Annotated in this window: 25 protein-coding genes and 2 pseudogenes; 9 read left to right on the top strand and 18 right to left on the bottom strand. The window is 40.8% G+C overall.

Annotated features, from left to right (window positions below):
• Window position 1: 1 nt before the first annotated feature.
• Complete coding sequence (locus KV40_RS22995) at window positions 2-961, top strand: PhoH family protein (RefSeq protein ID WP_036486379.1); 960 nt, start codon at window positions 2-4, stop codon at window positions 959-961.
• Window positions 962-1034: 73 nt separating this feature from the next.
• Here the strand turns inward: KV40_RS22995 and KV40_RS22990 are convergent, their stop codons facing one another.
• The 11 genes from KV40_RS22990 to KV40_RS22940 form a co-directional block, all read right to left on the bottom strand.
• Entirely contained in the window at window positions 1035-1706 is a 672-nt protein-coding gene (locus tag KV40_RS22990) for a heme-copper oxidase subunit III (RefSeq protein ID WP_036486377.1), read from the bottom strand.
• A gap of 106 nt (window positions 1707-1812) precedes the next feature.
• Window positions 1813-3480, bottom strand: coding sequence for a cbb3-type cytochrome c oxidase subunit I (locus KV40_RS22985; RefSeq protein WP_036486375.1), 1668 nt, complete (start codon window positions 3478-3480; stop codon window positions 1813-1815).
• A gap of 50 nt (window positions 3481-3530) precedes the next feature.
• Window positions 3531-4427 (bottom strand): cytochrome c oxidase subunit II, encoded by an 897-nt coding sequence (locus KV40_RS22980; protein WP_036486373.1) that lies wholly within the window; start codon window positions 4425-4427, stop codon window positions 3531-3533.
• 73 nt (window positions 4428-4500) lie between these two features.
• Complete coding sequence (locus tag KV40_RS22975) at window positions 4501-5367, bottom strand: aldo/keto reductase (protein ID WP_036486371.1); 867 nt, start codon at window positions 5365-5367, stop codon at window positions 4501-4503.
• Between the two features lie 187 nt (window positions 5368-5554).
• Complete coding sequence (locus KV40_RS22970; RefSeq protein WP_036486369.1) at window positions 5555-6175, bottom strand: DUF2231 domain-containing protein; 621 nt, start codon at window positions 6173-6175, stop codon at window positions 5555-5557.
• The gene (locus tag KV40_RS22965) at window positions 6172-6705 is read right to left on the bottom strand and encodes a DUF2231 domain-containing protein (RefSeq protein ID WP_253274362.1); all 534 of its coding nucleotides are present in this window, start codon (window positions 6703-6705) and stop codon (window positions 6172-6174) included. Before KV40_RS22965 ends, KV40_RS22970 begins: the two co-directional genes overlap by 4 nt.
• A 55-nt stretch (window positions 6706-6760) precedes the next feature.
• The gene (locus tag KV40_RS22960; protein ID WP_036486364.1) at window positions 6761-8065 is read right to left on the bottom strand and encodes a metallophosphoesterase; all 1305 of its coding nucleotides are present in this window, start codon (window positions 8063-8065) and stop codon (window positions 6761-6763) included.
• Between the two features lie 280 nt (window positions 8066-8345).
• Window positions 8346-8810 carry a fluoride efflux transporter CrcB gene (gene crcB / locus KV40_RS22955; protein WP_052055860.1) on the bottom strand — a complete coding sequence of 155 codons (465 nt, stop codon included), beginning with the start codon at window positions 8808-8810 and terminating at the stop codon, window positions 8346-8348.
• A gap of 95 nt (window positions 8811-8905) precedes the next feature.
• Complete coding sequence (locus KV40_RS22950) at window positions 8906-9247, bottom strand: glycine zipper 2TM domain-containing protein (RefSeq protein ID WP_052055859.1); 342 nt, start codon at window positions 9245-9247, stop codon at window positions 8906-8908.
• A gap of 76 nt (window positions 9248-9323) precedes the next feature.
• Entirely contained in the window at window positions 9324-10928 is a 1605-nt protein-coding gene (locus tag KV40_RS22945; RefSeq protein WP_036486362.1) for a GMC oxidoreductase, read from the bottom strand.
• 62 nt (window positions 10929-10990) lie between these two features.
• Window positions 10991-12835: a glycoside hydrolase family 15 protein gene (locus KV40_RS22940; protein WP_036486360.1), complete on the bottom strand. Its 1845-nt coding sequence runs from the start codon at window positions 12833-12835 to the stop codon at window positions 10991-10993.
• Between the two features lie 186 nt (window positions 12836-13021).
• On the opposite strand from KV40_RS22940, the gene KV40_RS32455 reads away from it, so the two are divergent.
• The 3 genes from KV40_RS32455 to KV40_RS22925 all read left to right on the top strand — a co-directional run bounded on the left by KV40_RS32455 (window position 13022) and on the right by KV40_RS22925 (window position 15851).
• On the top strand, window positions 13022-13897 hold the full coding sequence (locus tag KV40_RS32455) for an AraC family transcriptional regulator (RefSeq protein ID WP_052055858.1): 876 nt from the start codon (window positions 13022-13024) through the stop codon (window positions 13895-13897).
• A 195-nt stretch (window positions 13898-14092) separates the two neighbouring features.
• Complete coding sequence (locus KV40_RS22930; protein WP_052055857.1) at window positions 14093-14770, top strand: HAD family hydrolase; 678 nt, start codon at window positions 14093-14095, stop codon at window positions 14768-14770.
• A gap of 25 nt (window positions 14771-14795) precedes the next feature.
• Complete coding sequence (locus KV40_RS22925) at window positions 14796-15851, top strand: aldo/keto reductase (RefSeq protein ID WP_036486358.1); 1056 nt, start codon at window positions 14796-14798, stop codon at window positions 15849-15851.
• Window positions 15852-16000: 149 nt separating this feature from the next.
• On the opposite strand, the gene KV40_RS22920 is transcribed toward KV40_RS22925, so the two are convergent.
• The 6 genes from KV40_RS22920 to KV40_RS22895 form a co-directional block, all read right to left on the bottom strand.
• Window positions 16001-16795 carry an alpha/beta fold hydrolase gene (locus KV40_RS22920; protein ID WP_036486357.1) on the bottom strand — a complete coding sequence of 265 codons (795 nt, stop codon included), beginning with the start codon at window positions 16793-16795 and terminating at the stop codon, window positions 16001-16003.
• Between the two features lie 49 nt (window positions 16796-16844).
• Window positions 16845-17456, bottom strand: a complete 612-nt coding sequence (locus KV40_RS22915; RefSeq protein WP_036486355.1) for a hypothetical protein — start codon at window positions 17454-17456, stop codon at window positions 16845-16847.
• 170 nt (window positions 17457-17626) lie between these two features.
• Window positions 17627-18202: a DoxX family protein gene (locus tag KV40_RS22910; protein WP_081942916.1), complete on the bottom strand. Its 576-nt coding sequence runs from the start codon at window positions 18200-18202 to the stop codon at window positions 17627-17629.
• A 123-nt stretch (window positions 18203-18325) separates the two neighbouring features.
• On the bottom strand, window positions 18326-19240 hold the full coding sequence (locus KV40_RS22905) for an SMP-30/gluconolactonase/LRE family protein (protein ID WP_036486353.1): 915 nt from the start codon (window positions 19238-19240) through the stop codon (window positions 18326-18328).
• 64 nt (window positions 19241-19304) lie between these two features.
• Window positions 19305-19751 (bottom strand): cupin domain-containing protein, encoded by a 447-nt coding sequence (locus KV40_RS22900; protein WP_052055856.1) that lies wholly within the window; start codon window positions 19749-19751, stop codon window positions 19305-19307.
• Between the two features lie 189 nt (window positions 19752-19940).
• A complete protein-coding gene (locus KV40_RS22895) occupies window positions 19941-20147 on the bottom strand; it encodes a hypothetical protein (RefSeq protein ID WP_036486351.1) in 207 nt (68 codons plus the stop codon).
• Window positions 20148-20625: 478 nt separating this feature from the next.
• Between KV40_RS22895 and KV40_RS22890 the strand changes: the two genes are divergently transcribed.
• Together KV40_RS22890 and KV40_RS36795 are read left to right on the top strand one after the other, a co-directional pair.
• Window positions 20626-21339, top strand: coding sequence for a manganese catalase family protein (locus tag KV40_RS22890; RefSeq protein ID WP_036486348.1), 714 nt, complete (start codon window positions 20626-20628; stop codon window positions 21337-21339).
• A 164-nt stretch (window positions 21340-21503) separates the two neighbouring features.
• Window positions 21504-21671, top strand: a pseudogene (locus tag KV40_RS36795) (IS1 family transposase); the annotation flags it as partial.
• Window positions 21672-21731: 60 nt separating this feature from the next.
• On the opposite strand, the gene KV40_RS22885 reads toward KV40_RS36795, so the two are convergent.
• Entirely contained in the window at window positions 21732-24065 is a 2334-nt protein-coding gene (locus KV40_RS22885) for a CHRD domain-containing protein (protein ID WP_081942915.1), read from the bottom strand.
• 524 nt (window positions 24066-24589) lie between these two features.
• Here KV40_RS22885 and KV40_RS22880 point away from each other — a divergent pair.
• The 3 genes and pseudogenes from KV40_RS22880 to KV40_RS37395 all read left to right on the top strand — a co-directional run bounded on the left by KV40_RS22880 (window position 24590) and on the right by KV40_RS37395 (window position 26574).
• Window positions 24590-24970 (top strand): carboxymuconolactone decarboxylase family protein, encoded by a 381-nt coding sequence (locus tag KV40_RS22880; protein ID WP_052055855.1) that lies wholly within the window; start codon window positions 24590-24592, stop codon window positions 24968-24970.
• Between the two features lie 56 nt (window positions 24971-25026).
• Window positions 25027-25728 (top strand): annotated as a pseudogene (locus KV40_RS37400) (EthD domain-containing protein); the annotation flags it as partial.
• A 204-nt stretch (window positions 25729-25932) separates the two neighbouring features.
• Window positions 25933-26574, top strand: coding sequence for a hypothetical protein (locus KV40_RS37395; protein WP_371260819.1), 642 nt, complete (start codon window positions 25933-25935; stop codon window positions 26572-26574).
• Window positions 26575-26585 lie beyond the last annotated feature (11 nt).

Below are 26585 nucleotides of genomic sequence, written 5' to 3'. Positions count from 1 at the left end.
AATGACAGAAATCTCCCAAACTATTCAGCTACCAAATAATGAGAGTGCCATAGCGCTAGCAGGAATCAACGAGCAAAATTTAAAATTATTATCCCGATATACGGGCGTTAAATTTGTCTTGAGGGGGCAAGATTTGATGCTGTTTGGGAAAGAAAAAGCCGTTGCCCGCAGCGTTGAAGTTTTGCGTTCCCTCGAACCATTATGGGAAACGGGAAAAGCGATCGTCGAACCAGATATTGTTACCGCATTTCAGGCTGTAGATACGGGACGTACCGAAGAATATGGAGAACTGCAAAAAAACGTCATCGCTCGTACTAAAAAAGGGGAACTAATTCGAGCCAAAACCTTCAAACAGAAACAGTACATTAAAGCAATTCAACAACACGCCATTACCTTTGGGATCGGTCCTGCGGGGACGGGAAAAACTTTTTTAGCTGCTGTTTTAGCCGTAACGGCTTTACTTAACGATGAGTGCGATCGCATCATTTTAACTCGTCCTGCTGTAGAAGCAGGAGAAAAACTCGGTTTTTTGCCAGGGGACTTACAGCAGAAAGTCAATCCCTTTTTACGTCCGCTTTATGACGCACTGTATGAATTTATCGATGCTGAAAAAATTCCCGATTTGATGGAAAGAGGCAAAATAGAAGTAGCTCCGCTGGCATATATGCGCGGACGCACTCTTTCCAATGCTTTTGTCATTGTTGATGAAGCGCAGAATACTACCCCCGCACAGTTAAAAATGGTGCTGACTCGTCTGGGTTTTAATGCCAAAATGGTAGTTACTGGCGACATTACTCAAACCGACCTACCTCCGAACCAGGCTTCGGGTTTGATTGTCTCTCGTAATATCTTACGAAATGTCGAGGGAATTGCTTTTTGCGAGTTAACTCAAGCCGATGTCGTTCGTCATCCTCTGGTACAAAGAATTGTGGCAGCTTACGAACGATACGAAAAAAATTAAGCGTTGGCAATTTGTTTTATAGCAGTACGTTCTTAGAGCGAATTAAGATTGAGAGCGATCGCCTAATGTCAACCTACCAAAGATAAATTAAAGAAAACAAAAAGATCCAGACAACATCGACAAAGTGCCAAAACCAGGAAATTGCCGTTACGCCGTAGTCACCATCGCGATAAATATGGGGAATAAACGAACGGACGAGCATAATAGTTAGCAAAATAATACCTACAGCAACGTGTAGACCATGAAAACCTGTCAATAAGTAGTATGTCGAGCCTACCATTCCCGTAGAAGGATAAAAGTCATTACCGAGCCATTCTTTTATCTCTGCATAAAGAAAATAAGCCCCCATTAATTCTGTAAGCAGCCAGAGCAGGCGAAATCGATTGAGCCGACGTTTTTTAAGAGCGCGTTCGGCAAAATAAATAACAATACTGCTAGAAAGCAGCACGATCGTTGAGATAATCGTCTCGGTAGATATTTCTGGTCCCGTAACTCCAGGAGGTAGCCAGGGAGAAGTGGTTAGTCGTAAAGCAATATAGCTAACGATAAAGCCGAAAAAAATCAGACTTTCTGAAAGTAAGAAAGTCACAAAACCAAAGAGTGTTTTTTCCTCTTGGCGATGGTGATGACCGCCCCCTGTAGGTAAAAACTGCCGCAGCCAGGGAGGTAGTTTTTTGCGCCACTTATGAAAGGGAAAAGGACGCTCATCTCTAATCAAATCTTGGTCTGAACTGTAACTTTCCATTGCTTGCTTGTATTTGCTAATACTTTGTTTATTAACTAATAAAAAATCGCTTAATAACTTCCTGCTCCCTGCTCCCCTGCCTGGAGAAGCCGATCGATTAGAACCACTACTGGTTGGCTAAACTACGGTCGGAATATTTAGCTTTGCCATAGTCATAAGGCGGCGAGTCTACAATAGGAATTTCCTCAAAGTTTTCTACTGGAGGCGGTGAAGTAGTCGTCCATTCTAAACCTGTAGCCAGCCAGGGATTTTTGGCGGCTTTCGCTCCCTGTAGCCAGGCACTGACGATATTGGCAATAAAAGGCAAGATCGAAACTCCTAAGAGAAACCCTCCCAAACTAGAGATAATATTCCAACCTGCATATTCTGGATCGTACGAAGATACGCGACGCAGCATTCCTAATAAGCCCAAAGGAAACATAGGAAAGAAAGTCAAATTGGCACCGATAAAAGTGAGCCAAAAATGTATTTTGCCCCAACCCTCAGAATACATCCGTCCCGAAACTTTGGGAAACCAATAGTAAATAGCGGCAAACAATGCCATAGTAATGGTGTTGTAGACGATGTAGTGAAAGTGTCCGACGACAAAATAAGTGTTGTTAACGTGGAGGTCGAAAGGCATCGCGCCGAGCATCACTCCCGTAATACCTGCAAACAAGAACATAACTACACCGCCAAAAGCAAACAGCATTGGTGTTTCTAAATGTAGTTTGCTGCGCCAAATGGTAGCTGTCCAGGCAAAAACTTTAATTCCTGTAGGTATTGCCACCAGTTCCGTACTAAACATAAACACAATTCTCAGCCATTGGGGTGTACCGCTAGCAAACATATGATGCGCCCACACCATACCAGTTATAGGCACAAAGCTAATGGTGGCGATCGCCACAGAACGGTAGCCAAATAACGGCTCGCGGCTAAAAGCAGGAATAATTTCTGAAAAAATGCCAAATGCTGGCAACGCCCAGACATATACGGTGGGATGGGAATAAAACCAAAACAGGTGTTGGTATAAAACGGGATCGCCCTGGTCGAAAGGTTGGAAGAAGTGAGTGCCAATAGTAAGATCTGCCAGCATCATAATTGCCACTCCAGTCAAAGCGGGAAGATAAATCAACTGCATCAACTGAGCGGTTAAAACCGTCCAGACAAAGATCGGTAGGCGAAAATAAGACATTCCAGGCGCACGCAGCCAGACAATTGTAGCGACAAAGTTAACTGCTGCCATAATTGAGGAAATACCTAACAGAATGATACTAAGCACCCAGAATAGTTCGCCATTGAGTAAATTTCCTGAAGGATTCTGCAGGCTTAAAGGGGGATAGTTCCACCAACCAGCCTGTGCCGCACCACTAGGCAGAAAAAAACTAGAGATTAAGAAGATACCCGCAGGGGGAATTATCCAAAAGCCGATCGCGTTGAGTTTGGGAAATGCCATATCCTTAGCCCCAATTGCCAAAGGTACGACATAGTTAGCCAAACCTACCAAAGACGGGATAATCCACAAAAAAATCATCACCGTACCGTGCATGGTAAATAAGGCATTATAAAAAGGGCGATCTACCAAATCTGATGCAGGGGTAATTAGTTCGGCACGCACGATCATTGCTAACAAGCCAGCAATTAGAAAAAAAGTAAATGCCGTTACCAGATATTGAACGCCAATAACTTTATGGTCGGTGCTAAAGCTGAAGTAACGTCGCCAATTGGTTTGAGATTCGCTTGGCGAACCTTCAGACTCGGCAACGCTAACGCCATGAGGATGAGAATTGGTCATTTATAGCAAAAGTTAAAAGTCAAAAGTTAAAACTGAAAATAGCTGTAAGTTTAGCGATCGCTTGCGGTAATTGTGTCGGTTTGAGTGGGAATAACTGTAGGATAGTGACTATTAAAAACTTTTTTTGGCGATCGCGCGTGTTCGGAAACTGCTAAGTTGGCAGTTAAAGTGCGATCTTCATGAATTTCAGTCAGCCATTTCTGATAATCTTCAGCCGTATCGACATAGACATCTGCTTCCATAGTGGCGAAATAAGTACCGCTCAACTGAGAGTCGTGTAATTTGTATTTGCCAACGCGATTGGGGATAAATTGAAAAGTAATAGTGCGACTGGGAATAATATCTTGTTTGATCCTAAACTCTGGTACGTAAAAGCCATGCAGCACATCTTCTGACTGTAACAGCAATCGGACTCGTCGATTGACTGGTAGATGCAGTTCGTTACTGCTAATGTCTGTATTGAGATAGCGAAAATCCCAAGCCCACTGTTTGGCAACTACTTCGATTGTTGTTGGCGTGTTTGAATTGTTGCGATCGATTACTTCGATGTAAGCTGGTTCTGAGTCTGCTAAAAGCCGATCTGGTCCAGCAATCTCCATACGGGTATAGATATTCATACTATAAATACCAATCCACAATACCAGTGCCGTAGGAATTACCAACCAAACAACCTCTATTTTCCAGTTGTGTCTGTAGGCATGACCCTCCGTATAGTCACCCGATTTAGCCCGATAAAAAATCAGCGAATAAACTAGCATACCGATAACTCCAAAAAAGATTACCGCTGCCATAGTTACGAGAAAGCTAAATAAATCGTCAATATGTTTGGCATCTGTAGAAGCTTCAATCGGCATCCAAGTGTATGCCTGTTGTCCCAACCAGTAGCTAACCAGAATGATAATTACCATTCCCACAGCCATTAAAATATATTCAAAAAACTTGGGCATTTAATAATTTTTAGTTTTAATAGGCTAAATTGAAGTACAAATCAAAACATCTAACATCTTTTTGTTAAATTTCTTATTGCGTCTCGCGGTCGATTCGTTCCACTTCTCGATTAGAAAGTTCTAGATCGGCTGCTTTAACCGAATCTTCAATACTAGAAACACGACTGGCACCAGGAATTGGTACGACACAGGAATATTTACCACGCAACCAACTTAAAACAATTTGATAGACCGAAACCGCTCTTTCTTTAGCTATTTCGGCAATAACTTTAATATCTTGCAAACGATCGACTCTACTGCTTCCACCTAAAGGACTGTAGGGAAAGAATATCAATCCTTCTCGTTGGCAATAATCTAACACTCCATCAACTTCTGGTTGACGATGCCAGGGATTGTATTGATTTTGCACCGAAACAATATCGATTACTTTGCGCGCTCGTTCGATCTGCTCGACTGTAAAGTTAGAAACGCCAACATAGCGAATTAACCCTTCATCTACAGCTTCTTTAGCGGGAGTTAAAGCTTCTTCAATCGTATAGTTGGTATCGGGGGCATGATATTGCCAAACGCCGATCGCTTGAGAACCACCGAGAGCTTCATAGCTTTGACGAATGGCAGTTCGCAAACGCTCTGGATTGCCATCGCGCTGCCAACTTCCTTGAGGTCGTATGACACCTCCTTTAGTAGCAACGGTGACTGCGCTAGTGTCTCCCTGGTATTGTTGCAGTGCTTTAGCAATTAGCTTTTCGTTGTGATGTTTGTCGGATTCATCCTGGCAGTAAGAATCAGCCGTATCGATTAGAGTTACACCCGAATCGAGAGCTTGATGAATTACGGCGATTGCATCCGATTCTGAAGGACGACCCGATATTGATAGAGGCATCGCACCAAGTCCGATCGCACTGATTTTAAGCTCTTTGCCCAGTTGTTTGTATTTCATAATTGAGTAAAATTAATGCCATTGTCTGAATTAAATTTAGAAATTTTGGCAATCGATCGCTTCTTACCTTAGTCAGAAACAAATAGCAAAGCGCGATCGCCGAGCGAGATAGATCGCATTTGTAACGTAATTTTTGCCTGTTGCCTTTTGTCACAAACAAACAACTTAAAAAACTACAGGTTTCAAACTAAATACCATTTAATACTTTATTAGGGTTTAAACCTTCTCTAAGTAAATTACCAGCAGTATTGTGAATGCCAAAATCTCCGCCTAAATGCGCTCCTAAAGTTCCGTGAACGTACATGATGCCTAAAATAGCCACGCCAATTAAAAGATAAGTCCATGATGCTTCGCGCGATCGCCCCGCACGCCAGCGATAACGCTGTAATCCTCGCCAGACAGCCATCGCCACAATCATTAGTAACAGCAACACTCCGCCTACACCATGTAAAATCATTGTCGTACCCGCACCCAACCCCCAGGCACTTTTAGCATTTAGAGGTGGTTGCGCCAGCATAATTTCTAAAAAACCTGCAATAACGGTAAAAAAAGTAATTGCCGCTGCCGCCAATACGTTATAAAAACCTACGGTATAAAAGCCAGAACGTACGGCAGGTAAATCTAAAAATTTGAGAATTGGTTTTTCCCAGGCAAAAAAAGTTCCTGCCAGATCGAAAATAATTCCGATAATAAATAAGCCTAAAGTAAAGTGAACCAAAACTGGATGTATGGGCAGTATATAAGGCAGTCCGTTTACTCCCAATCTAATACCCAATTGTTGTAACTGGTCGATTAGTTCTGAGTTCATTTAATAATTCCTCGGTTCATTGCTTCGACTACAGGCTTGACGTGCAGCCCGTATTCCCAAACTAGCTGAGTTCCCAGGAAAACCTGAAGACTTACTATAACGATTGAGAAAGTAGCAACACCGAGGTAAGCAGGAGGAACTTTTAAGGGGGTGCGATTGCGAATAACAAATCGCCAACCAGTAATAAAAGCCAGAATTGCCGCTAAAGACCAACCAATTAAAGTATGTAAATTCAACACTGGCTGTACTGCTTCATAGGGTGTCGCCAAACCTGCTTCAAACTGACCGAATAAGATTGCCACAAAGATAGCCGCCGTCGCCACAAACAAATTCCAGAAACTCACTTCGTGCAAATGTCGCTTATGAAAAAAATAGCCCACCACATCGCAAAAAAAAGCAAAAAACACCATTGCAATTACAAAGTGAACCACAATTGGATGTAAGGGGTCTGGATAGGGCAAGTTGGAATCGTTGAGGGGTAAAGTACTTTGTAGCTGTAAAGTTTTCATTTTAAGAAATAATGTACTCATCTATCTGGCTAGTTTCGAGAATCAACATTAGTTAAATTTGACTGTATTCGGACTGTCAAACCACAGTTCTGTGAGGAATGGCAATGGGTTGAGATTTTCTGCGACCAAGTATTGCTAACTTCTCTAACGGAGTTAAATTTGGTTGTGCCTGTTTGGGTAAATATTCATAAATAATTTCCAGGCGATCGCCGTTAGCAAAAATCTTAAAATAGTTAAGTTGAAAAGAAGGATAGTAAACTGCTGGTAAAAAACGAAAAATAGCAGAAATTCGCTTTAGTTTTTTGAGCCAGCTACCTGTATTCAAAACATAGCGAGAGCCTATTTGGGTTAAAGAAGGTTGATGGGTATGTCCATATACAAAGGCAAAAACGTCAGGATTGCGCTCGAATACCTGCTGCGCTGCTTGCAGATATAAACTTTGTTTTTGAATTTTTAGACCCTTTTTGCCTTTAAAACCATATCGGCGTAAGGTCTTTTGAATATCTCTAAAGACAAATGACAGGGGAATTAAAACTAGAATTAAACCAAATAAAAATAGCGTATCGATGAATATAACCAAATTTACCGTAAAATTTAAAGCTTCACCTGCAAAACCAAAGTTCTGTAAAAATGCTAACCAAGGTCTAGAAAAAAAACCATCAGCAACAATTCCTACACGTTCTAGTACCGCACTAATAAGAATTATAAAACTCACGCTCAACAGCAATAGAAAAGGTAACAGTATCCAGCGCAACCAAATACTCATTTCTTTGTAAAAATAGTTAGAAAAAAACCAGTGGGGAATTGCTTCATTAGGATAAACAGATTCGATATCTTTGAGCCACCGATACTTACCAAAGCGGGATTTTTCTACTAGACTATCTACAATTTGACTGACAATATAGTAGCCGATTGGTGTAACATAAGGATTACCAAAATCGTCAATACGATTAAAGTTATCATGCTGATTGCCGTGTTCGATCCAAATAGTTCGCCCCAGTAGCGAACGAGTAATAACCTCTTTTTCCTCTAAATCGATATTATAAGTTTGAAGAATGCTTTTGTAGTCGGCATAACAAGCGAGTTCGTAATCGTGATTTCCAGGTATTAAAGTAATTTTAATCTTTTCCCCAGTACGTTTGAATTGGTCAAACAGTCTGGGATATTGCTGAATAATCGTTTTTAACTTAGTTATGGGAGAAGTGCGCGTCATTTCCCAAAAGCTAAAAGCATCGCCTATAATAATCAACTCTGTGGGATTGGTCTGGCTCTCTAAAAGCTGTAAAAAATCAATTAACTCTGCTTCAAAGTCACAAGCTGTAAAGTTTTCTTCCCCACCAATATGAAGATCGCTGATGAAATAATATTCTGGACTGACCATAGATATCGCTCGCAACTGAATTTTATTAAACTCACCTACTGAGAATTTAATTAGAGTTTAGTACAAATAAGACTCAGACAGAAAGAAGCGAGCAATTCGCCAAGAGATTAGCCTGGTAATAAGTAATGTTGCTATGGGATTAATAAGGTAATAAGAAAGAAAGGATAGGCACCAGGCAGAAACTAACAGTCCCCAGACTAAAATCATCGGTACCTCTAAATCAAACCTCTGTCAGATCGAAGTTTGGCACATTTATACATAGTTAATTGCTAATAGTTCGTCACAATCTGATTACTCTGGCGAATACAATTCCCAAATAAAGAAAGAAAAAGCCACTAATAGCACTACCAAACCAATAAAAAATAGCTGTTTGCCAACTAAACTCGCGAATCAAATTGACTGTATCGAGTTCGTAACTAGAAAAAGTCGTATAAGAACCAAGGAAACCGATCGCTATCAATAAACGTATTTCAGGAGCAATTGGCAACGCTCTTTCTAAAACTAAGGTAATAATAATACCCATAGCGAACGAACCAGATAAGTTGACAAACAGAGTGGCGTAGGGGAAGTCAGTACCGAGAATTTGCGGCAACCACAGACTCAAGTAATAACGGCTTAAAGAGCCTGATATCGCACCTAAACTTACAGCGATGGGGTTACGAACTGAGGGTTTTTGTAACACTTCTGGTACGAAATGAGGGGCAATAGTTATAAAGTTAAACAGATTATTAAGGATGAGTTCCATTCAAGAAAATTCAACTAAAAGCTATTAGCTTAGTATCAAAGAGCAAACATTAACTATTAAGGCTAAAGGCTAAAGGCTAAAAGCTAAAAGCTTTTCTAAGTTTGCGGTTTGGATAGTGCCTGTAATTCCTCCCAAGAATAGTGAGCCAAGATTTTATTTTCCCCTGGTGCTTCTCCTAGAGTTTTCATCGCTTTGCGTTCGAGTTCTTCAAGATCTTCGATAGCTGCTTCGCCAACTGTACCACCAACTACAGCACCTGCGATCGCGCCAACTACAGCACCAGTTTTACCGCCAATTAGTTTGCTGCCAACAACTGCACCCGTCACACCACCGCCAACCGCACCAATTCCCTTTTCCATACCATGATGCTGTTGTTTACGAGCGACTTTTTCCGATTGTTGGTGTTGGTTTTCCAAATTCTTTTGTTCTTTATTCATGGTTTTTCTCCTTTATATATGTACGGGCAGTTCGCTTCGACAGCTTGGTAAAGGCGATTCGCGAACCGCACCTCTACTAATTTCTTGCCCCAACCGCAGCAGACATACCCACCCCCAGACGCTCTTTCAAATGCTCCGCTACCCTAATCGCATTGGCAACAATGGTTAAGGTAGGATTTACGCCTGCGTGAGAAGGAAAAAAGCTACCATCGACTACATAGAGATTGTCAATATCGTGGGTGCGGCAGTTGAGGTCTAAAACCGAAGTTTGAGGATCGTCTCCAAAGCGACAGGTACCGCACTGATGGGCTACTGCCGATAGGGGTAAATAGTTGCGAGGATAGATACCAAAGGGAACGACGTGTTTGGTACTGCGGTCTACGGCTTTGAGAATAGAAGTCCAGCGATAGATTAAGCGATCTCTGGCTTCGGTATTGTTAGGAGTATAGTCTAAATGCAGTTTACCGTTTTTCCACTGGACGCGATTGTTGGGGTCGGGTAAATCTTCGGTTTGTAACCACCAACCCGTAGTGTGTTTTGCCAAATCGTCTAGTAGAGTTTCTGGGGAAAATTTGACGTAGGGAGCGAGTAAAGGTGGTGCTTCGGCAGGCATCATGTGGGGTTTGACGTTGCCCGTATTTTGTACCATACCCATTGGGTAGGGAAAATCTGGTTCGCCCCAATAGTAATCATTCAGACCGATAGTTTTTTGATAGTTGGCTTCGTTGGGTCGATCTTGCAGGGCAACTATTGCCGTTGCTAAGTGTTTCATAAAATTTCGCCCTACTTGGTTGGAACTATTAGCCAAACCGTCTGGATGAGCATCATTACCAGAACGCAATAGCAAAGCCGCAGAATTAATCGCGCCACAGGAAACTACTACAATATCGCCAGAGAATAAACGTTTTTGTCCGTTAATTTCGGTTTCGACTCCCGTAACTTCGCCTCCAGACTCGTTGGTGTATAACTTGTCTACTCTAGCTCCCGTCATCAAAGTTAGATTGGGATAAACTCTTGCAGGACGTACGCAGTTGACATCGGCATCGCCTTTAGCGTGTACTAAACAGGGATAACCATCGCAGGTATCGCAGCGAATGCACTTAGACAATGTTTCGTCTACTTCGTTGAGTTTAATTGCTACTGGCAGATGAAAAGGGTAAAAGCCAATTTCACTCAATTTATCTACTATTCCCTGCATAAAGGGTTCTTGACTTACTGGCGGATAGGGATAATCAGCTTCTGTTGAAGGTTCGGTGGGATCTTCGCCTCGTTTGCCGTGGACGTTAAATAGTTTTTCGGCTCTGGTGTAATAGGGAGCAAAATCTGAGTATTTGAGCGACCAGGCAGGAGAAATACCGCCTCTGTGCTGCACCTCTTCAAAATCTCGCTCTCGCAACCTTAACAAAGCCGCACCATAAACTTTAGTATTACCTCCTACCCAATAACAGGTTTGAGGACTAAAGGTATTGCCGTCTTTATCGCACCACTTTTCATCGGTAAAGTAGCGGTGATTTTGATAGACTTCAGTAGGATTCCAGTTGTCTTTTTCACGGGGTAAAAACTCGCCTCGTTCTAAAAGCAAGATTTTTTTACCCGTAGGTGCGAGTTCGTGTCCCACAGTGCCACCCCCTGCCCCCGTGCCAATGATAATGATGTCATAATGTTCTCGATCGATATCCATAATATTTAAGACAAATAATTTTTAATTTCTCCCTCTGCTCCCTGCTCTCCTGCCTCCTTGCTTCATTTAATCCCCCCCGCACATCTACCAACGGCATTAGCAGCCTCGACATGATGAGAGCGAACCGTTCCTACTTCGCCAGCATGAGCCAGGGAAACAGCAACGCTAATTACGCCTAGATGAGAGAAAGCTTGAGGAAAGTTGCCCAAATGTGCCCCTGTTTTAGGGTCTAGTTCTTCGGCAAACAGTCCCAAAGAACTGCTTCTAGCTAAAATGCCTTCGTAATAGGCGATCGCTTCTGATGTCCTTCCCGCTCGAATTAGACTATTAATCAGCCAAAAGGTACACAGCACAAACGCCCCTTCTTGGCTATCGGCTTCTGAGTCTGGCTGGCGATAGCGGTAACACAAACCATTAGTTACTAAATGTGTAATTGTGGCATCGATAGTTGAAATCATACGGCGATCGCTACCGTCGATAAATCCGACAATTGACAGCAGTAAATTAGAGGCATCTAAAGTTTCATTTTCGTAAGACTGTTTAAAAGCACCGAGTTTTTCGCTCCAGCCTTTGTCAAATACTTCAGCGCGAATCTTTTCTCTTTCTGTTTGCCACCAAGCAGTATCTCCTGACAACTCCATCGCTTTTGCCATCTCAATACCGCAGTTGAGAGCGACCCACAGCATCACCTTACTATAAACATAATGTTGCTTTTTACCGCGTATTTCCCATACGCCGTTATCTGGTTCGTGCCAATGTCGGGCAACCCAATCAAGTAAAGGGCGAATCTGCTTCCAAATCTGACTGGGATCGTATTTTTCCGTCTTCCAGGCAAAGTGCAGGGTACTTAAGATTTCACCATAAACATCAAGTTGCACCTGCTGCGCGGCTTGATTGCCAATCCTGACTGGTTGGGAATTGCGATAGCCGCTGAGATGCTCTAGCTTTTGTTCCTTTAATTCTCCTCGTTCGGTAATTGGATGAATAATATTAATCTCGCTACCTTTTAACATAGTTCTAGCCAACCAGTCGAAATAAGGATGCTCTCCTTCGAGATAACCTGCCAACAACAGGGCATATAAAGTCAAAGACGAGTCGCGAATCCAGGTAAAGCGATAGTCCCAGTTGAGTTCGCCACCAATCTTTTCCGGTAGCGAAGTAGTAGGTGCGGCAATAATTGCCCCCGTTGGAGTATAGGTCATTAGTTGCAGCGTCAGCGCACTGCGAATTACTGTCTCGCGGTAAACTCCTTGATAGGTACACTTATTCGCCCAGCGTTGCCAGTAATCGACGGTCAATTTTAAAGCCTCAGCAGGAGTGGGTTGGGGAAGTTCGAGAGCTTCTTGAGTCATTAAAGTAAAAGCAATTTCTTCACCCGCTTTTAAACTCAGGCGACAAACTAAAGTATGGGCTGCACAGTCAATTTTCCAATCAGTCGGACTGGTTACGGTAAAACTATTAAAAGTAATTTTGTTGCCATCGCCATCAAAATCGGGCAAACTCCTTCCATAGTCGGGACGAGGCGTAAAAGTGCTGACTATTTCGACCGTTCCTTCAATGCCTCTAACCAGGCGAATCAATCTTCCTGGTGCTGCTCTTTGCCCTGCATCGCTATTAATATCGAAAAAATCGATTAGCGATATCTTGCCCTCAGCACTGGTAAAAATTGTTTCCAGTACGTTAGTTTCATAGATATATTGACGGCTGCGATCGCTAAAATTAGTCGGTCGAATGCTCCAACTGCCACCGCGATCGAGATCTAAAATTCGCGCAAATAGTGAAGGAGAATCAAAACGAGGCAGACAAAGCCAGTCTATTGAGCCGTCACTGCTAATTAAGGCTGCTGTATGACAATTACCGATAATGCCATAGTTTTCAATTGGAGGGAATAAGGAATTTTTTTTCACTGTATAAAGAGTATTAGATCGCGATCGCGATCGCCTGTAAACTGGTGCCGTTAAATAAAAGCAAATAAATTCTTTTAATTATTCATCACATAGTCATTATTAAAATTACAACTGCCATTTGTCATACTCGTGTCAAATAGATGAAGATTTTCTATTAAAGCGATTCTTCAAAGCAGTGGTTATCTGATGAGATCTCAACCAACACAAATTACTGTATCAACATGGCAACTGCCAAAAATCCTAATTGAAAAATACACCTACAGTGCAGGTACAGTAGAACCGTTACCCAAGCATTTCCATCATGAATATCAGTTGGGAATGAGTTTTAATTGTCAGGGAGAATATTTTTATCGCGGTGCTTATTATCCCGTTCCTATTGGTAGTTTGAGTATTATTCATTCGGGAGAAGTTCATGCTCCTAGCGAACGGACTTATTTACCCAAACCTGCTAGTTTCTTGATGATGCACGTCAACCCAAGTTTATTAACAGAAATTGCTTTAGAAATTGCCGACAATGGTAGAGTTCCTTTTTTTACCCAACCAATTTTGTCCGATCGCTCTCTAGCGAAATTGTTTCATCAACTTTGTATTGCTACTGCAACCCAGACAACTAAATTAACTAAAGAATCTTTACTGGTGGATTTTTTTTCTAATTTGATTAGTTGCGATCGCGAGTTTACACCAAAATCTTATTCTCAAGTCAGACCTGCAATCGCGCTAGTTTGCGATTATCTCCAGGCTAACTACGAAGATAACGTATCTTTAGCAGAATTAGCAGACATAGCAGGAATGAGCCGTTTTTATCTCAGTCGTCTGTTTAAGCGAGAAAAGGGTTTATCTTTGAGTGCTTATCAAATACAGATAAAAATCGATCGCGCCAAAAAACTTTTAGCCAAAAGAATGCCAATTTCTAGTGTAGCTACCGCAGTAGGTTTCTACGACCAAAGCCAACACCGCGATTGGATATGCTTTCTAGCCGAAAGCATCCCTCGCGGTCATTTTGGATCGCATTTCAAGCGTCTGGTTGGGACTACACCAGGAAATTATCGCGCTGGACAATAATTTCCTATACAAGCTTCAAAAGTCTTTCATAAGATGATTCTGCATTGAATTAATAATGTTGTTCTACAAATTTCAACAAGCAATAATTAACAAAAAAAAGCAAGAACATGAAAGACAAGCATCTGAATTATGAAATAGAAGTCATGATTAAATACGGTAGGTATACTAATAAGTATTAGTGAGTAGTTTACTAATATGATAAATATTAAATGTCAAGCTATCTTATTCGATCTTGACGGAACTTTGGTAGATTCAACTGTTTGTGTAGAACGGCATTGGCAGGAGTGGGCAAATAAGCATAGTTTAGATGCAAAAGAGATTTTGAAAATATCTCACGGTCGCCCTACTATAGATACTATTCAATTAGTTGCTCCTCATTTAGATGCTGAGACTGAAGCAGAAGCACTAGATAAATCTCAAGCTAAGAATCTCTCTGGGGTAGTCGCAGTACCAGGAGCGATTGCTTTACTGACCAGTTTACCCCAAAACAAATGGGCAATTGTTACTTCAGGAAACCGACAGATCGCTACTAACCGTCTTCTTCACGTTGGAATACCAATACCCGAATGTTTAATTACCACTAATGATGTAGAGCAATATAAACCTCATCCTGAAGGATATTTAAAAGCCGCACGACATCTTTCTGTAGCTCCCGACAAGTGTGTCGTAATTGAAGATGCACCTGTGGGACTACAAGCAGCTTCTGCTGCTGGAATGAAAGCGATCGCTGTGACAACAACTTATTCAATATCAGATTTAAGTATGGCAGATGTTTGCATATCTGGTTTAGAAAATATTTCAGTCAAGCCTCCCATTTCAGAAGAACCAGCAAATTGGATTGAGTTAGAAACTCAAATTTTGGATTGTAAATAACCAAAAATTATAAAGAAAAAGAATCATGCAATACAAATTACTTGGAAAAAGCGGACTCAGAGTATCCCAACTCTGTTTGGGTACAATGACCTTTGGCGAAGACTGGGGTTGGGGTGCATCATACGAAGAAAGTAAAAAGATTTACGATACTTTTCGCGAAGCTGAAGGTAATTTTATCGACACTGCCAATATTTACACTAACGGCACGAGCGAACAGTTTTTAGGCGAGTTTATTGCTTCTGAGAGAGATGCAGTAGTTTTAGCTACTAAGTACACTAATGGCTTGGGTGATGGTAATCCTAACGGTAGTGGCAACCAGCGCAAAAGTATGGTGCAGTCGGTAGAAGGTAGTTTAAAACGATTGAACACCGACTATATCGATCTGTTATGGCTGCATACCTGGGACTTTATGACTCCACCAGAAGAAGTGATGCGAGCCTTCGACGATTTAGTAAGAGCGGGAAAAGTATTATATATTGGTATATCAGACGCTCCAGCCTGGGTGGTAGCTCAATGCAATACCTTAGCTGAGTTAAGAGGCTGGACGCATTTTATTGGTTTACAGATTGAATATAGCCTAATTCAACGCGCCCCCGAACGAGAATTGTTACCAATGGCGCGAACTTTTGATATTGGCGTTACAGCCTGGTCGCCTTTAGCGAGTGGTTGGCTGACGGGTAAATACACCAACGGTAAAGATGATGGTAACGACAAACGATTGGATAACGAAATGATGGAAGGATTTGTAGATAAGAGCGATCGCAATACCGCCATTGCTAAAGAAGTAGATAAAATTGCCTCAAGTACGGGACATAGTTCTTCTCAGGTGGCTTTAGCTTGGTTATTGAGTAAAAACGTAATTCCCATCGTCGGTGCGAGAAAAGTTGCTCACGTCGAAGATAATCTTAAATGTATTGATGTTAAATTATCTCCAGAACAAATAAAACAGCTAGACGAAATAAGCCAAATAGAACTTGGTTTTCCTCACGACTTCTTTAAAGCAGATATGGTGAGAAATTTTGTTTACAATAGTGCTTTCGATCGAATTATCAACCATCGTTATTCACAGTTGACAGAATAAATAACACATTCATTCCAAAAAGAAACCATAGGTATAATTAACCGAGATTGAATTAGCTCTAACCCTACTAACCACCAACAACACCAATTTTCGGTACGAACTGCGTAAGGTCAGTAATTAACCTATAAAGCTGTATTTCATCATCGTTCCTATTTTTTAAAGACAAAACTGTTTGCTTCCATAATTCTGTATAGATTAATATCTTCTTCTACCAAACAGGCATGACCGCTATGGGGTAAAGTTACAACTGTTGCCTGGGGAAAAATTTTTGCCAAACGCCTTACTTCTTCAACAGAGGGTAAAATTAAGTCCTGTTCGCTGCCAATTAACAGAACGGGTTGAGTTATCTGCTTGAGTTTAGCTTCATTTAATTCAAACTCTCTCATCATTGCCAGACGCTGCTGGGCAGTTTGTTTGGGAGCGGATTTAATTGTGTCTGCTAAATCTTGACGAGCTTGAGAAGAAATTCGATTGATGGGAGCGAGAAAAGGTAATGTAAGAAAAGCAGAATGGTTGTAAAAAAAGTCTGGTGTTAGGGGAAATAATAGCGAACCAAAGTTGAGCAAAGGAACTCGATGAAACGAAGAAGCGGGATTGACTAAAATGATTTTCTCAAACAGTTTGGGAGCTTGTTCTAAAACTTTGAGTGCCAAACAACCGCCAAAAGATTCGCCACAAAGATAGACGCTACATTTGGGATTCGATTTTAATTCGTCTTCAATAAGAGCCAGTACCGATTCTGCTAAAAGCTCCCAATTATCTAAATCTTCAGGAGGAATCACAAAACAGCGCACGTTAAAGGCAACTTCTAAACTAGCCGTTTGCCGAGACATCAACTCTTTACCCGTTTCGTCCAATCCTGGTAAGAAAATTAATAGGGGGCAATTGGGTTTATTTTCTTGAGGACTATAAAAATAAGCATTTTCGTGTTGCAGTTCGGGCATAGAACATCAAACAAATAAATGGTTTGCTGCCAGAAAAATTCGACCTGGCTCAATTATTGGCAATTGGCACGCTAGTAAAAGCTTCTGTATCTGGAATGTAAAGATCGACTCTATTAACATTTTCTGGTATATTCATCCAAACATAAGCATCTGCTGAAGGTTGTTCGTTAATTGCCATTACTTTTAAATTTACACCAGGAGTTGCGTTATCTAAATCTGCGCTATAAGTTTCACCACTAGCGGGATCGCGAGCGGTAGTACTAGCAAAATAAATACTTTTGGTTACTAATCCAGGCGCAGCTTTTCCTGTTGAAGTCAGACGAATTCTCATCTGGACGTTAACCTTGCCTGATTGCTGGGGAACGCGATTGGCTTTGAGCAGTTCTATTGTGGCCAGGTTACTAAAGGCACTACGAACGAATTGACCTGGCTGAATTACTGCATTATTTGTGGCTGCTGATGGCGAGGCTATAGGTGTTGTTGGTTCGGAATTCGGTTGAGTTGAGTTAAGATTCGGACTATTATTTGCAGTAGTTTTGAGTTCGGCGATCGCAACATCCAGTTTTTGTTGTAAATTTAATACCTGTATAATGCTAAAACCACTGCTAAATAGAGCTAATAGCGATGCTAAAACCGCTACACCCGATAAAAAGTTGCTCATGCTAAAAACTAAATTAAATTTTCTCAGATCGAGTGTGAATTTTTAGTTACTCTATCGATGATAGATAAATAAATTTAAATAGATTTTGCTTTTCAATTGCACAAATTGATTCCGAACGGAATCGCGCTTGTTATTAGCAGCTACAAATTTTGATATTTCTATAACTAAAACTAAAAAGAAAGATTAGGGAGTAATATGGCATCGAGGGAATATAGCCCAGGTCCAAATACCATCAGTACGAGCATAATCAGAATATAAACAAAAGCTTTTTCGCAGCTTGGTGCTTCGGCTTTTCCTTTCGGTCCTTTATAATAGTCGGGAGGATTTAAATAAGGATCTTGGGCAACAAAAGGTTTACCACCCTTAATATGCAAAAACAAAGCCAGTGCCATACAGCATAAAATACCGATACTAACCAAACCAGTCAGAAAACCAGCAATCAAACAAAAGCCGCCCAAAAACATAGTTGCCGCCCCAATAAAACAGAGAAATACGGGCATTTTTAGATTCTCAGACCACTGTTTTAAATGAGTCAGTTTGGGATAGCCGTGAAGAATAAAGATAATCCCAATACCAATCCGAAAAATCAACAAAATCCAGCTTCTTATTTCTCCTGGAAAACTATTGGGGGGATAGATTAAAGCCAATTCTCTCGTAGCTGACAAGACGGGAATTTTGAAAAGCATACCGCTAGTTAAGAGAAAAGCGACCGCAGCATAAATAAATTTATTTATAAATTTGACCATTATTGTTTAGCTCCAAATCTAAAATATTTAAGGTTGCTGTACTCCCCTAGTAATCTGTCAATTTTAAATTGAGTGGTTAAGGCAGACTGGGGGACTGGGGACTAGGGGAAATATTACTCATCATTAATTAATGGACAGACCACTAGTATTAAGTGCGATCGCATAAAGAGAAGTTTTTGCCGTAATAAATAAACGGTTGCCTTCTCGTCCACCAAAAGTAAGATTGGTACATACTTCTGGTACCAAAATTTTCCCCAAATGTGTACCATCAGGTGCATATACCTGAACGCTATCGGCAGAACTGGTAAAAATATTGCCATGTACGTCTAAACGAAAACCATCTGGTTCTCCAGGTTCGATGACGGCAAACACCCGACCGTTTTCTGCATAGCGATTTTCTCTTACTTCATAGACGCGAATATAGTGATGCTGTTGGGGATGTTCGGCAGCAGAAGTATCGGAAACATATAACAGGCTTTCATCGGGACTAAATGCCAGTCCGTTCGGTTTTGCCATTTCTTTAATTACCGCATCTATTTCTCCCGTTTCTGGATCGAAACGATAGACAAAATCACCAGCCTGTTCCTGTTCGCCTCCGTATCCCTGATTTTCGTGAGTAATACCAAAAGTGGGGTCGCTAAACCAAATCGTGCCATCGCTTTTGACTACCAGATCGTTAGGGCTATTTAGCCGCTTACCTTGATAGCGGTCTACCAAAACCTTCCACTCACCGTCGCTTTCCTGTCGAATAATTGCTCGTTGACCCTGAGAACAAGAAACGAGACGACCTTGTAAATCGAGATAATTACCGCTTTGATAGTGGGATGGCTGACGAATCACTTTATTTCCCTCGGTAGGACTCCAGCGCAACAGACGATTGCCGTGAGCATCGCTCCAAATTACGCTATCATCTTCGGGAAGATAAACAGGTCCTTCTCCGTGAACCGCACCATCTGTTAGTTTTTTCAGCGCCGCATTGGGAATTAACAAAGGTTTGAGGCGATCGTCATAAATTTCAATACCTTTTTTATTTATCATTTAGCATTTATCAATTAACGTCTTTTAATGTTTAATGTTTAATGGTCAATGCTAAGAGCTAATTTCAACTAAAGTCCCCAGGCTGCGCTGCAATCCATTTTTTATCTTTTAATTGCACTACCATTAATCTGGCTGGTTCGTCACCTACCGTACCAGAAAGATGCCCTTGATGTCCTTTGTCATTTGGCTTGGTATTTTGATCGCCACCAAAAGAAATTTCACCAGCACCCATCTCTACGCGCTTACCGTCCATTGTTTCGACAAACCAGCGACCAGATAGAGGAACGATCCACTGTGGCTTAGGGTTTTCATGCCACTCGCCAACCCAACCGACTGGCTGAACGGTAAACAAAACTTCTGCATCGCTGCTAAGTAAATGGTTATTCCACTGCGGATCGGCATCGCCACCCATACTTTCTTTTTCAAAGTTAGTTAATTCACATTGAGTTTGATGGCTAATTCCATCTCTATCAGTCCATACGTGCCAATATTTTACTTTTGGTTTACTCATAATATTCTTGTTGTCAAACAGTAATTAACATTATGGCGTGTCAGCTATAAACTTTAACCAGAGAGCCTTAGCGATAGGGATAAGAGTCGGAAAAATAGGCGATTGACTTAATTTTTTATCCACTAATTGCAAGTTAAAGCTCCAAGTTTGTAAGGGTTTGGTGTAAAAATTCAGCGATACTTCTGTTCCTCACATCGCCCAGGCGATCGCTACGGCGCGTTCGATCCCAGAATTTGCACCAGTAATAAAAGCAACTTTTCTTTCTAGCTTTGCTGCTGGCAAGTAGTTATATAGATCGCTATCTGGTCGGGAAGTCATATCTGCTTGAGATGCAGGATACTCCAACTGTTGTAGCGGAATATCATCGGGAGTAAGACGACGTTCTTTATTGACCATTTTTTCTACCTTGGTTTGTAGTTCGATATTTGTGTTTTTTAAATTCGAGCGTACGAATATGTATTATTAGCAATTTCGCATTTTTACCAAGTTTTTTTACCAATATGCTATTATTCTTACTTTTATTTTTGCAAGGTTATCGTCTATCAAAAGTTATAATATTTTTGTTTTTTATACTGAAGCTTTTTAAAACAAATATACTGAAAGTATGTCATGTAATTGAGACAGTATTGACATATCAATGACATCTTCTAAATTTATGCTTAAAAAATAAAACCATAAAAAATTAAAATTCGCAATATTAGAGTAAAAAATAAGAAATAAGTATCATACCGTACAAAAAACGAGTTATTCATACTTCTTTCTATTAAAAATTTAAAAATATATCTCTATCTTTTGATTTAATATTTTTTTTTGGAAAAATACTATTATCGATTTATTAAAGTAAATAAACAGAGATTGTAGAGAGAGACGACTAATGTTTTTTCATAAAAAAGAATTAATCGCTAAATCCGTCAACGTTAAAGAACCAAATCCACGTTTTGCTCAGTTACTATTAGAACAATTTGGTGGGGCTACTGGAGAACTTTCTGCGGCACTTCAATATTGGGTACAGTCTTTTCATACAGAAGACCCTGGTATTAAAGATATGCTGCAAGATATTGCCATAGAAGAGTTTAGTCATCTAGAAATGATTGGCAAACTAATTGAAGTACACACCAAAAATGTCGATCAGACAGATGCTTTCAAAAGTACTTTATTTGCAGTTAGAGGTGCTGGACCGCACTTTTTAGATTCTCAAGGTTCGGCTTGGAATGCCAATTATATTAATGAAGGTGGTCATGTAGTTCGAGATCTTAGAGCTAACATTGCTGCTGAAGCGGGTGCACGTCAGACTTATGAATCTTTAATAAAATTAGCGCCAGACGAAGGTACAAAAGAAACTCTAGTACACTTACTAACTCGCGAAATTTCTCATACTAAAATGTTTATGAAAGCCTTAGATTCATTAGGTAAATTAACCGATCCTTTCTTCGGTAACGTTCAACCTGATGAAACAGTAGACATTTACTATAACTTGTCTACTTCTACTTCAGAAAATGGTGCAAATCTGGAAATTGACGAGCGCGGACCCTGGAATTCTGATAAAGATTTTCGTTATATTGCCAATCCTACGCCAGAGAAAGCATAGTTAGCATTATTAGAGCGAAATTTAGAAGTCAGGAATGAGGAATAATCTACCGTCCAAACTCTTGCTCCTTTTATCCCCAAGATAAAGTCGTAAATTTCGGTGTTGCACAAATAAAGTATGATAAAGGCTATGATGCAATGCCCAGAATGTAACTCCCAAAAAATGATTGCGCTCATTTAATCAGTAAGACGACGATGACTATAGTTAAGAGCCAAGACTATAGTCATCGCCACTATCAGGCTCGTTTACACCGCAAGACGTTCTGTTATTCTAAATCTTTTAAGAAGCTTGAAGCCTCGATTAGACTTCTAAGCTACTATTTAAAACATTAATCTATACCAGTTTTTAGCTAATCATCTATTCATTGAGCAACGCCTTTAAGTACATTAAATTTAAACAAAAACAAAATCTTCGGCACTAAGTTCATTAAATAGAATATTCGCTACATTTCCCAGAGATACCTCGTTTTCTGTACCATCAATAGCAACTATACTCGTACTGCGGATATCGCCAAATGCAGGTAGTAGTTTGAGATCGTCAAAAGAAGATATTCCTGCCACGCCACCGATTCCAATTTTATCCACTCCCAACTCAAAATCAACGATAGTATTTCTGGTATCTTCTAAATTTGGTAAACCTAAATTAGTTAGCTGTCTAGTTTCAGTTACTGTGTCTGGTATTGCACCATTAGCCAGCCAGAACTGGTCGGCTCCCTCATTACCATAAAGAAGATTATTATCGCCACCCAAAATTCTGAGAATATCGTCGCCACTACCACCAACTAACTCGCTGTTTTTCCCACCCAAGAGTATGTCATTTCCTGCGCCACCATCAAGACGATTATTATTTCGATCGCTTGAAGCATTTAAGATGTCATCTCCATCTTGACCGAACAGGCGATCGTCTTGGTTAGCAAAAAGTTCGTCATTCCCATCTCCGCCATAAACCCGACGATTGTTTTTATCGGGTCTATCGAAGATGTCTGCTTCATCCCCCAAAAAGAAAAAGGTTGGAGAAGACAAACCTTGAGATTCTAAAGGCGATGGAAAAGAAATATTGCTATTACCAAAAAATGTGTCTGCTTCTGATTCATTGGGAATAGTAATCGCTAAAGACTCTACAGTCTCTTCACCGAAGTTAGCAAATGAATATTTGTTTCCTGGAGCGATATAAACAAAAGTGTCTGATTCTGCCAATCGAACTTCATCGTTAATTTGAAATGACAAACTTCCTTCACGAACATAAAATGCTTCGTAGTCCTCACTTACAAGTGGATCGGGAAAATCTGCTGAATTTAAAGCAATCTGACCCCTGATTTCTCCTTCAGGATTGCCTTTAGTATGAACTTGAAAGTAAAAACTACTTTCTTCTCCAACATTACCATCACCGCTGATAAAATCAGTTAAATCTGTAGGAATTTCCGCTTCCGTACTTTCCCATGTGCCACTAATAGTAGTAGAGCCATCATCGTTTACGGTAATATCGAGATCGCTTTCATCCTGTTGTTGGGGATCTAGAAGCTTAAACTCATGAGCACCACTGCTGCCGCGATCGCCCGAATGAAGATGAATAGCCACAACATCATCGAGTTCGTTGTTTGGAGTTTGAGGGCTACTTAACGCGAGCGTATCTCCAAAATCTAAACCAGACACAGTTAAGCTGTATTCAATTTCTCCAGCTTCGTTAATTTGTAAATTGGCAATTCCAGTTGCTGACGATGCTGTCGGTGCTAGCACCTGAGTGTCATTTAAATAAGCTGCGACTAAAGTAGTAGTAGATTGAGGGGCGAGAGAAAATTGATTATAAGATAGTTGGTTGCCCAGTTCATCTTCTGTTTCTGTTAGCGTGCTTAAAGAAGTGTATTCAACGCCAAACTCATCAGTAAGAGTTGGACGTTCGCTAGCGGTAAAAATGCTAAAACCATCAATTCCCTTTACCTGACTTCTGATATTATTCTCTAACTTCTTAGGTATATCATCAGGTAGTACCAGTACGTAGTCAGGTGTTCCTTGAGGAGGTTCGTATCCCGAAAATGCAATTCCTCCGCCAGTTCTTTGTCCAAACTCTAACTGTTTGGGATCGATTCCTAGAGGTGGAGGTAAAATCTGTTCTTCTCGATCTTTGACTGGAGTACCTGCAAACTCGAACAATAAGTCTAAACCGCCTGGAGTAGTTAGAGAAAGAATTCGCGCTCCACTGTTTGTTCCCGATGTTGCTTCATCTGAATCTGGGTTGGCAAATCCATGAGGTCTAAGTCTGGGACCGAAAATAAAAGTTCCTTCTGGCAATCCCTCTAAAAGAAATTCTTGACGCTCTTCTCCTGGAGGAATATCGATCGCGCCAGCTTCATTACCCAGAAAGAAACTAACCCGACCTTCTTCGACGAAAAAAGCTTCGTGTTCAAAATTGTGAATGTGTGGTGGTGGTCCGCCTCCTTCGGGAATAAAAAAATCAAAAACATTAAAACGAAAGTCAGTTTCTTTGCTAGTAGCTAAAAAAGTATATAAATCTCCAGAAGTATAGATTGCAGGGCGTTCGTTTAAGGGTGCATCTTGAGCAACAATTAGATAATCATCAACTACTTCTGTTCCTAATGATGAAAGAGGATCGAGTTTATTTAACTTATCGGCAGTCTTATCTCGATCATGTGAATGCTCCAAGTTGTGTTCGTTGTCTAAATTGTCTTCATTCACAAGTATTGGTAAAGAATTTATTGGATGTGTCATAAAGCTAAATTTACTTGAATTAATGTGAGTTAATGATGGTATTTGAATCTATGGCAATAAGATTGATAGTTCGTAGTGAAGCTATACCAACAATCACTCGTCTCCTTCGATAAAAAAAATATTGCTTGCCGAAAATTCTGAATGCATATTATGAAGCAATCGAGAAAAAGTAGGGAAGACAAAAACTACAAGCAGTACAATTCCAAAAAATAAAGCTACAGATGAATTGCGAGGGAGCAGGAAAAATTCATCGATCTGTAGTCTACATTTAGAAAATTGGTATAAGAAGCAAATAATTAGAAATTGACTATTTATCCTCAATCCTTAACTTCTAAATTTTTCTTCTCTAGTTCTTCTCGATTGATTTTTAAGTTCAAATCAGTTTCACTTAATCGAGCGTTTTTTTTGATAGTTGCAAATAACTTGAGTGTCTAGTTGTTATTTAGCTCTAGATTCTTAATTTGCATACTTGCAACGAACGATAGATACATTGTTACGAAATTTTTTATTGAAAATTTTGTCTTATGACTCAGATGCCAATGATGACTAAATCTTCAGCTACACCATATAAAAATGCCGTTCTAGACGATCTCGAACTACAAGCGGCTTTACAAAATATCAATCCTGAATTTGGTAATTTTGTGACTCGCGTTGCTGGTGAAGCCTGGGGACTACCATTAATCGATCAAAAAACCAAAGCCTTAATTGTAATTGCGGTTGATGTAGTCAATCAAAATTTATTAGGTCCTGGTACTCCTTTTGCAGCCCATGTAGATATGGCAATGAAACAAGGAGTAACTAAAGCAGAAATTGAGGAATTACTCTTATTTTTGTGCGTTTACGCTGGATTTAACAAAGTTGCTGGTAGTTTTGGCGCGTTAGAGCGAATTTTAGCTCCACAGTAAACAATCCAGTTACTTTTTGACTATTCCCTATTTCCTATTCACTAAGGAGAAAAGAAGTGACAATTTTGACTACAACTCGAAAAACCGATTATGCGGCACGCGATCGCCAGGGAAGATTGGCTTTTTATGTTTTGTTATGGAAACGCAGGGGTATTACCCGCGAACTGTTTGATGACTATTGGCGTGATGTTCACGGTCCCGTTTGCGCTCGTTTGCCCGGTCAATATCAGTATTGGCAGTTTCATTTAGACCGCAATGAAGGGGGTTTGTGGCCTGCAATTCCTGGTATTGAATATAGTTGCAATGATGAAGAGCAATTTAATGGGATCGCGGAACTGACTTTTACTAGCGAAGCCGAACGCAATGTCTGGTTTAAATCGGCTGCAATTTTAATGGATGACGAACATAATATTTTTAGTAAAGCGATCGGCTACAATACCAACTCTGGTAATTCGATTACCTATGTCGATGGAATTCCCAGTGGCGAACCCAACGGCAATCTAGGTTTGTTGAAGTTCCATATTATGGTGAGGAAATCACCAGGGGCTAGTGTTGCCGCTTTTCGTCAGTATCTAACCGAGAGTTACGCCCCCGCGATCGCTCGCAGCGAATCGGTATTAAAATTACGTTTGCACCTATTTGAAGAAGTAGACAACTCTCGCCCCGATGCGGCTGGAGTGTCTCACTTCGAGCCGCCAGAACAACAGTATCAGGCAGCGGTGGAAATTGCCTTTGCCAATCCTTTAGAGATGGAAAAATTCTTTAGTTCCACCGAATACGCGATCGCTACTCAAGATTTAGCCAGATATGTAGACCGCTTTTTACCTTTCCCCGAACGTACGGCATACACCTTTGTCTACGACGGCAACATGACCCTGGCAGGTCAGCGTAGCTCTACTGTTGCCGAATTAATTGCCAATATTGGCGCGACTAACCAACTCAAAGAGGATGTAACTACTCTCATGCTGCAACAACAACTAATTCAGACCAACGGTAAAGCCTCGACTAACGGCGCGGCACAGGCTGCCTCGACACCTGTTAGAAAACGCACCAATTTCTATCGCGAGCTAGCTGCCGATTATTCTCGACCTGGATTGGTAACTGCTTATGTAGCGAAAAAGCTGATTGAAGATGGCGAAAAGTTTGCGGCTATGAAAGAGCCAACATTACCAGAAATTGATTCTAGTTATACTCTCCAACAAATCGAACAGGAAAACCAAGACTGGTGGCCCACTCATTGCGAAGCTTTAAGACAGGGACGGGGCGATATTTTAACCGCTGAATATCGCGACGACCTAGTGTATTTATGCCAAGACGGTCCTTATTATGGCTTAGACGAGCAAAAAGAACGAGAAAAACACTGGTGGGCATTAATCGCTCAACCTGGTGTAACTATGTGCTGGCCCATCGTGATGTTTCACGGCGAGGTAACTTACTTTGAATGGAAATGCGTCGATGACGAAACTAACGAAACTCTCGCTAAAGGTAATGTAACCTGGGTGCGTCGGGGTCATAGAGGCGGATGTCATCTCAAAACCGAACAGCTAACTTTTTATCGTGACGTTTTTGCCCCAGATAGCTTGCTCGGCTTGATTACAACCTAAACAACAATGAC

It is taken from the genome of Myxosarcina sp. GI1, from assembly GCF_000756305.1.
Taxonomy (GTDB): Bacteria; Cyanobacteriota; Cyanobacteriia; order Cyanobacteriales; family Xenococcaceae; genus Myxosarcina.
This window is presented reverse-complemented; position numbering and strand designations above follow the sequence as displayed.

Coding starts and splice junctions, on each gene's coding strand:
- KV40_RS22900 (WP_052055856.1), bottom strand. CDS start 19,751: ATGAGTAAACCAAAAGTAAAATATTGGCACGTATGGACTGATAGAGAT.
- KV40_RS22950 (WP_052055859.1), bottom strand. CDS start 9,247: ATGAATAAAGAACAAAAGAATTTGGAAAACCAACACCAACAATCGGAA.
- KV40_RS22885 (WP_081942915.1), bottom strand. CDS start 24,065: ATGACACATCCAATAAATTCTTTACCAATACTTGTGAATGAAGACAAT.
- KV40_RS22980 (WP_036486373.1), bottom strand. CDS start 4,427: ATGCCCAAGTTTTTTGAATATATTTTAATGGCTGTGGGAATGGTAATT.
- crcB (WP_052055860.1), bottom strand. CDS start 8,810: ATGGAACTCATCCTTAATAATCTGTTTAACTTTATAACTATTGCCCCT.
- KV40_RS22965 (WP_253274362.1), bottom strand. CDS start 6,705: ATGAGTACATTATTTCTTAAAATGAAAACTTTACAGCTACAAAGTACT.
- KV40_RS22930 (WP_052055857.1), top strand. CDS start 14,093: ATGATAAATATTAAATGTCAAGCTATCTTATTCGATCTTGACGGAACT.
- KV40_RS22920 (WP_036486357.1), bottom strand. CDS start 16,795: ATGCCCGAACTGCAACACGAAAATGCTTATTTTTATAGTCCTCAAGAA.
- KV40_RS22915 (WP_036486355.1), bottom strand. CDS start 17,456: ATGAGCAACTTTTTATCGGGTGTAGCGGTTTTAGCATCGCTATTAGCT.
- KV40_RS22905 (WP_036486353.1), bottom strand. CDS start 19,240: ATGATAAATAAAAAAGGTATTGAAATTTATGACGATCGCCTCAAACCT.
- KV40_RS37395 (WP_371260819.1), top strand. CDS start 25,933: ATGCTGCAACAACAACTAATTCAGACCAACGGTAAAGCCTCGACTAAC.
- KV40_RS32455 (WP_052055858.1), top strand. CDS start 13,022: ATGAGATCTCAACCAACACAAATTACTGTATCAACATGGCAACTGCCA.
- KV40_RS22910 (WP_081942916.1), bottom strand. CDS start 18,202: ATGGTCAAATTTATAAATAAATTTATTTATGCTGCGGTCGCTTTTCTC.
- KV40_RS22895 (WP_036486351.1), bottom strand. CDS start 20,147: ATGGTCAATAAAGAACGTCGTCTTACTCCCGATGATATTCCGCTACAA.
- KV40_RS22995 (WP_036486379.1), top strand. CDS start 2: ATGACAGAAATCTCCCAAACTATTCAGCTACCAAATAATGAGAGTGCC.
- KV40_RS22960 (WP_036486364.1), bottom strand. CDS start 8,065: ATGGTCAGTCCAGAATATTATTTCATCAGCGATCTTCATATTGGTGGG.
- KV40_RS22880 (WP_052055855.1), top strand. CDS start 24,590: ATGACTCAGATGCCAATGATGACTAAATCTTCAGCTACACCATATAAA.
- KV40_RS22985 (WP_036486375.1), bottom strand. CDS start 3,480: ATGACCAATTCTCATCCTCATGGCGTTAGCGTTGCCGAGTCTGAAGGT.
- KV40_RS22925 (WP_036486358.1), top strand. CDS start 14,796: ATGCAATACAAATTACTTGGAAAAAGCGGACTCAGAGTATCCCAACTC.
- KV40_RS22990 (WP_036486377.1), bottom strand. CDS start 1,706: ATGGAAAGTTACAGTTCAGACCAAGATTTGATTAGAGATGAGCGTCCT.
- KV40_RS22945 (WP_036486362.1), bottom strand. CDS start 10,928: ATGGATATCGATCGAGAACATTATGACATCATTATCATTGGCACGGGG.
- KV40_RS22975 (WP_036486371.1), bottom strand. CDS start 5,367: ATGAAATACAAACAACTGGGCAAAGAGCTTAAAATCAGTGCGATCGGA.
- KV40_RS22890 (WP_036486348.1), top strand. CDS start 20,626: ATGTTTTTTCATAAAAAAGAATTAATCGCTAAATCCGTCAACGTTAAA.
- KV40_RS22970 (WP_036486369.1), bottom strand. CDS start 6,175: ATGAACTCAGAACTAATCGACCAGTTACAACAATTGGGTATTAGATTG.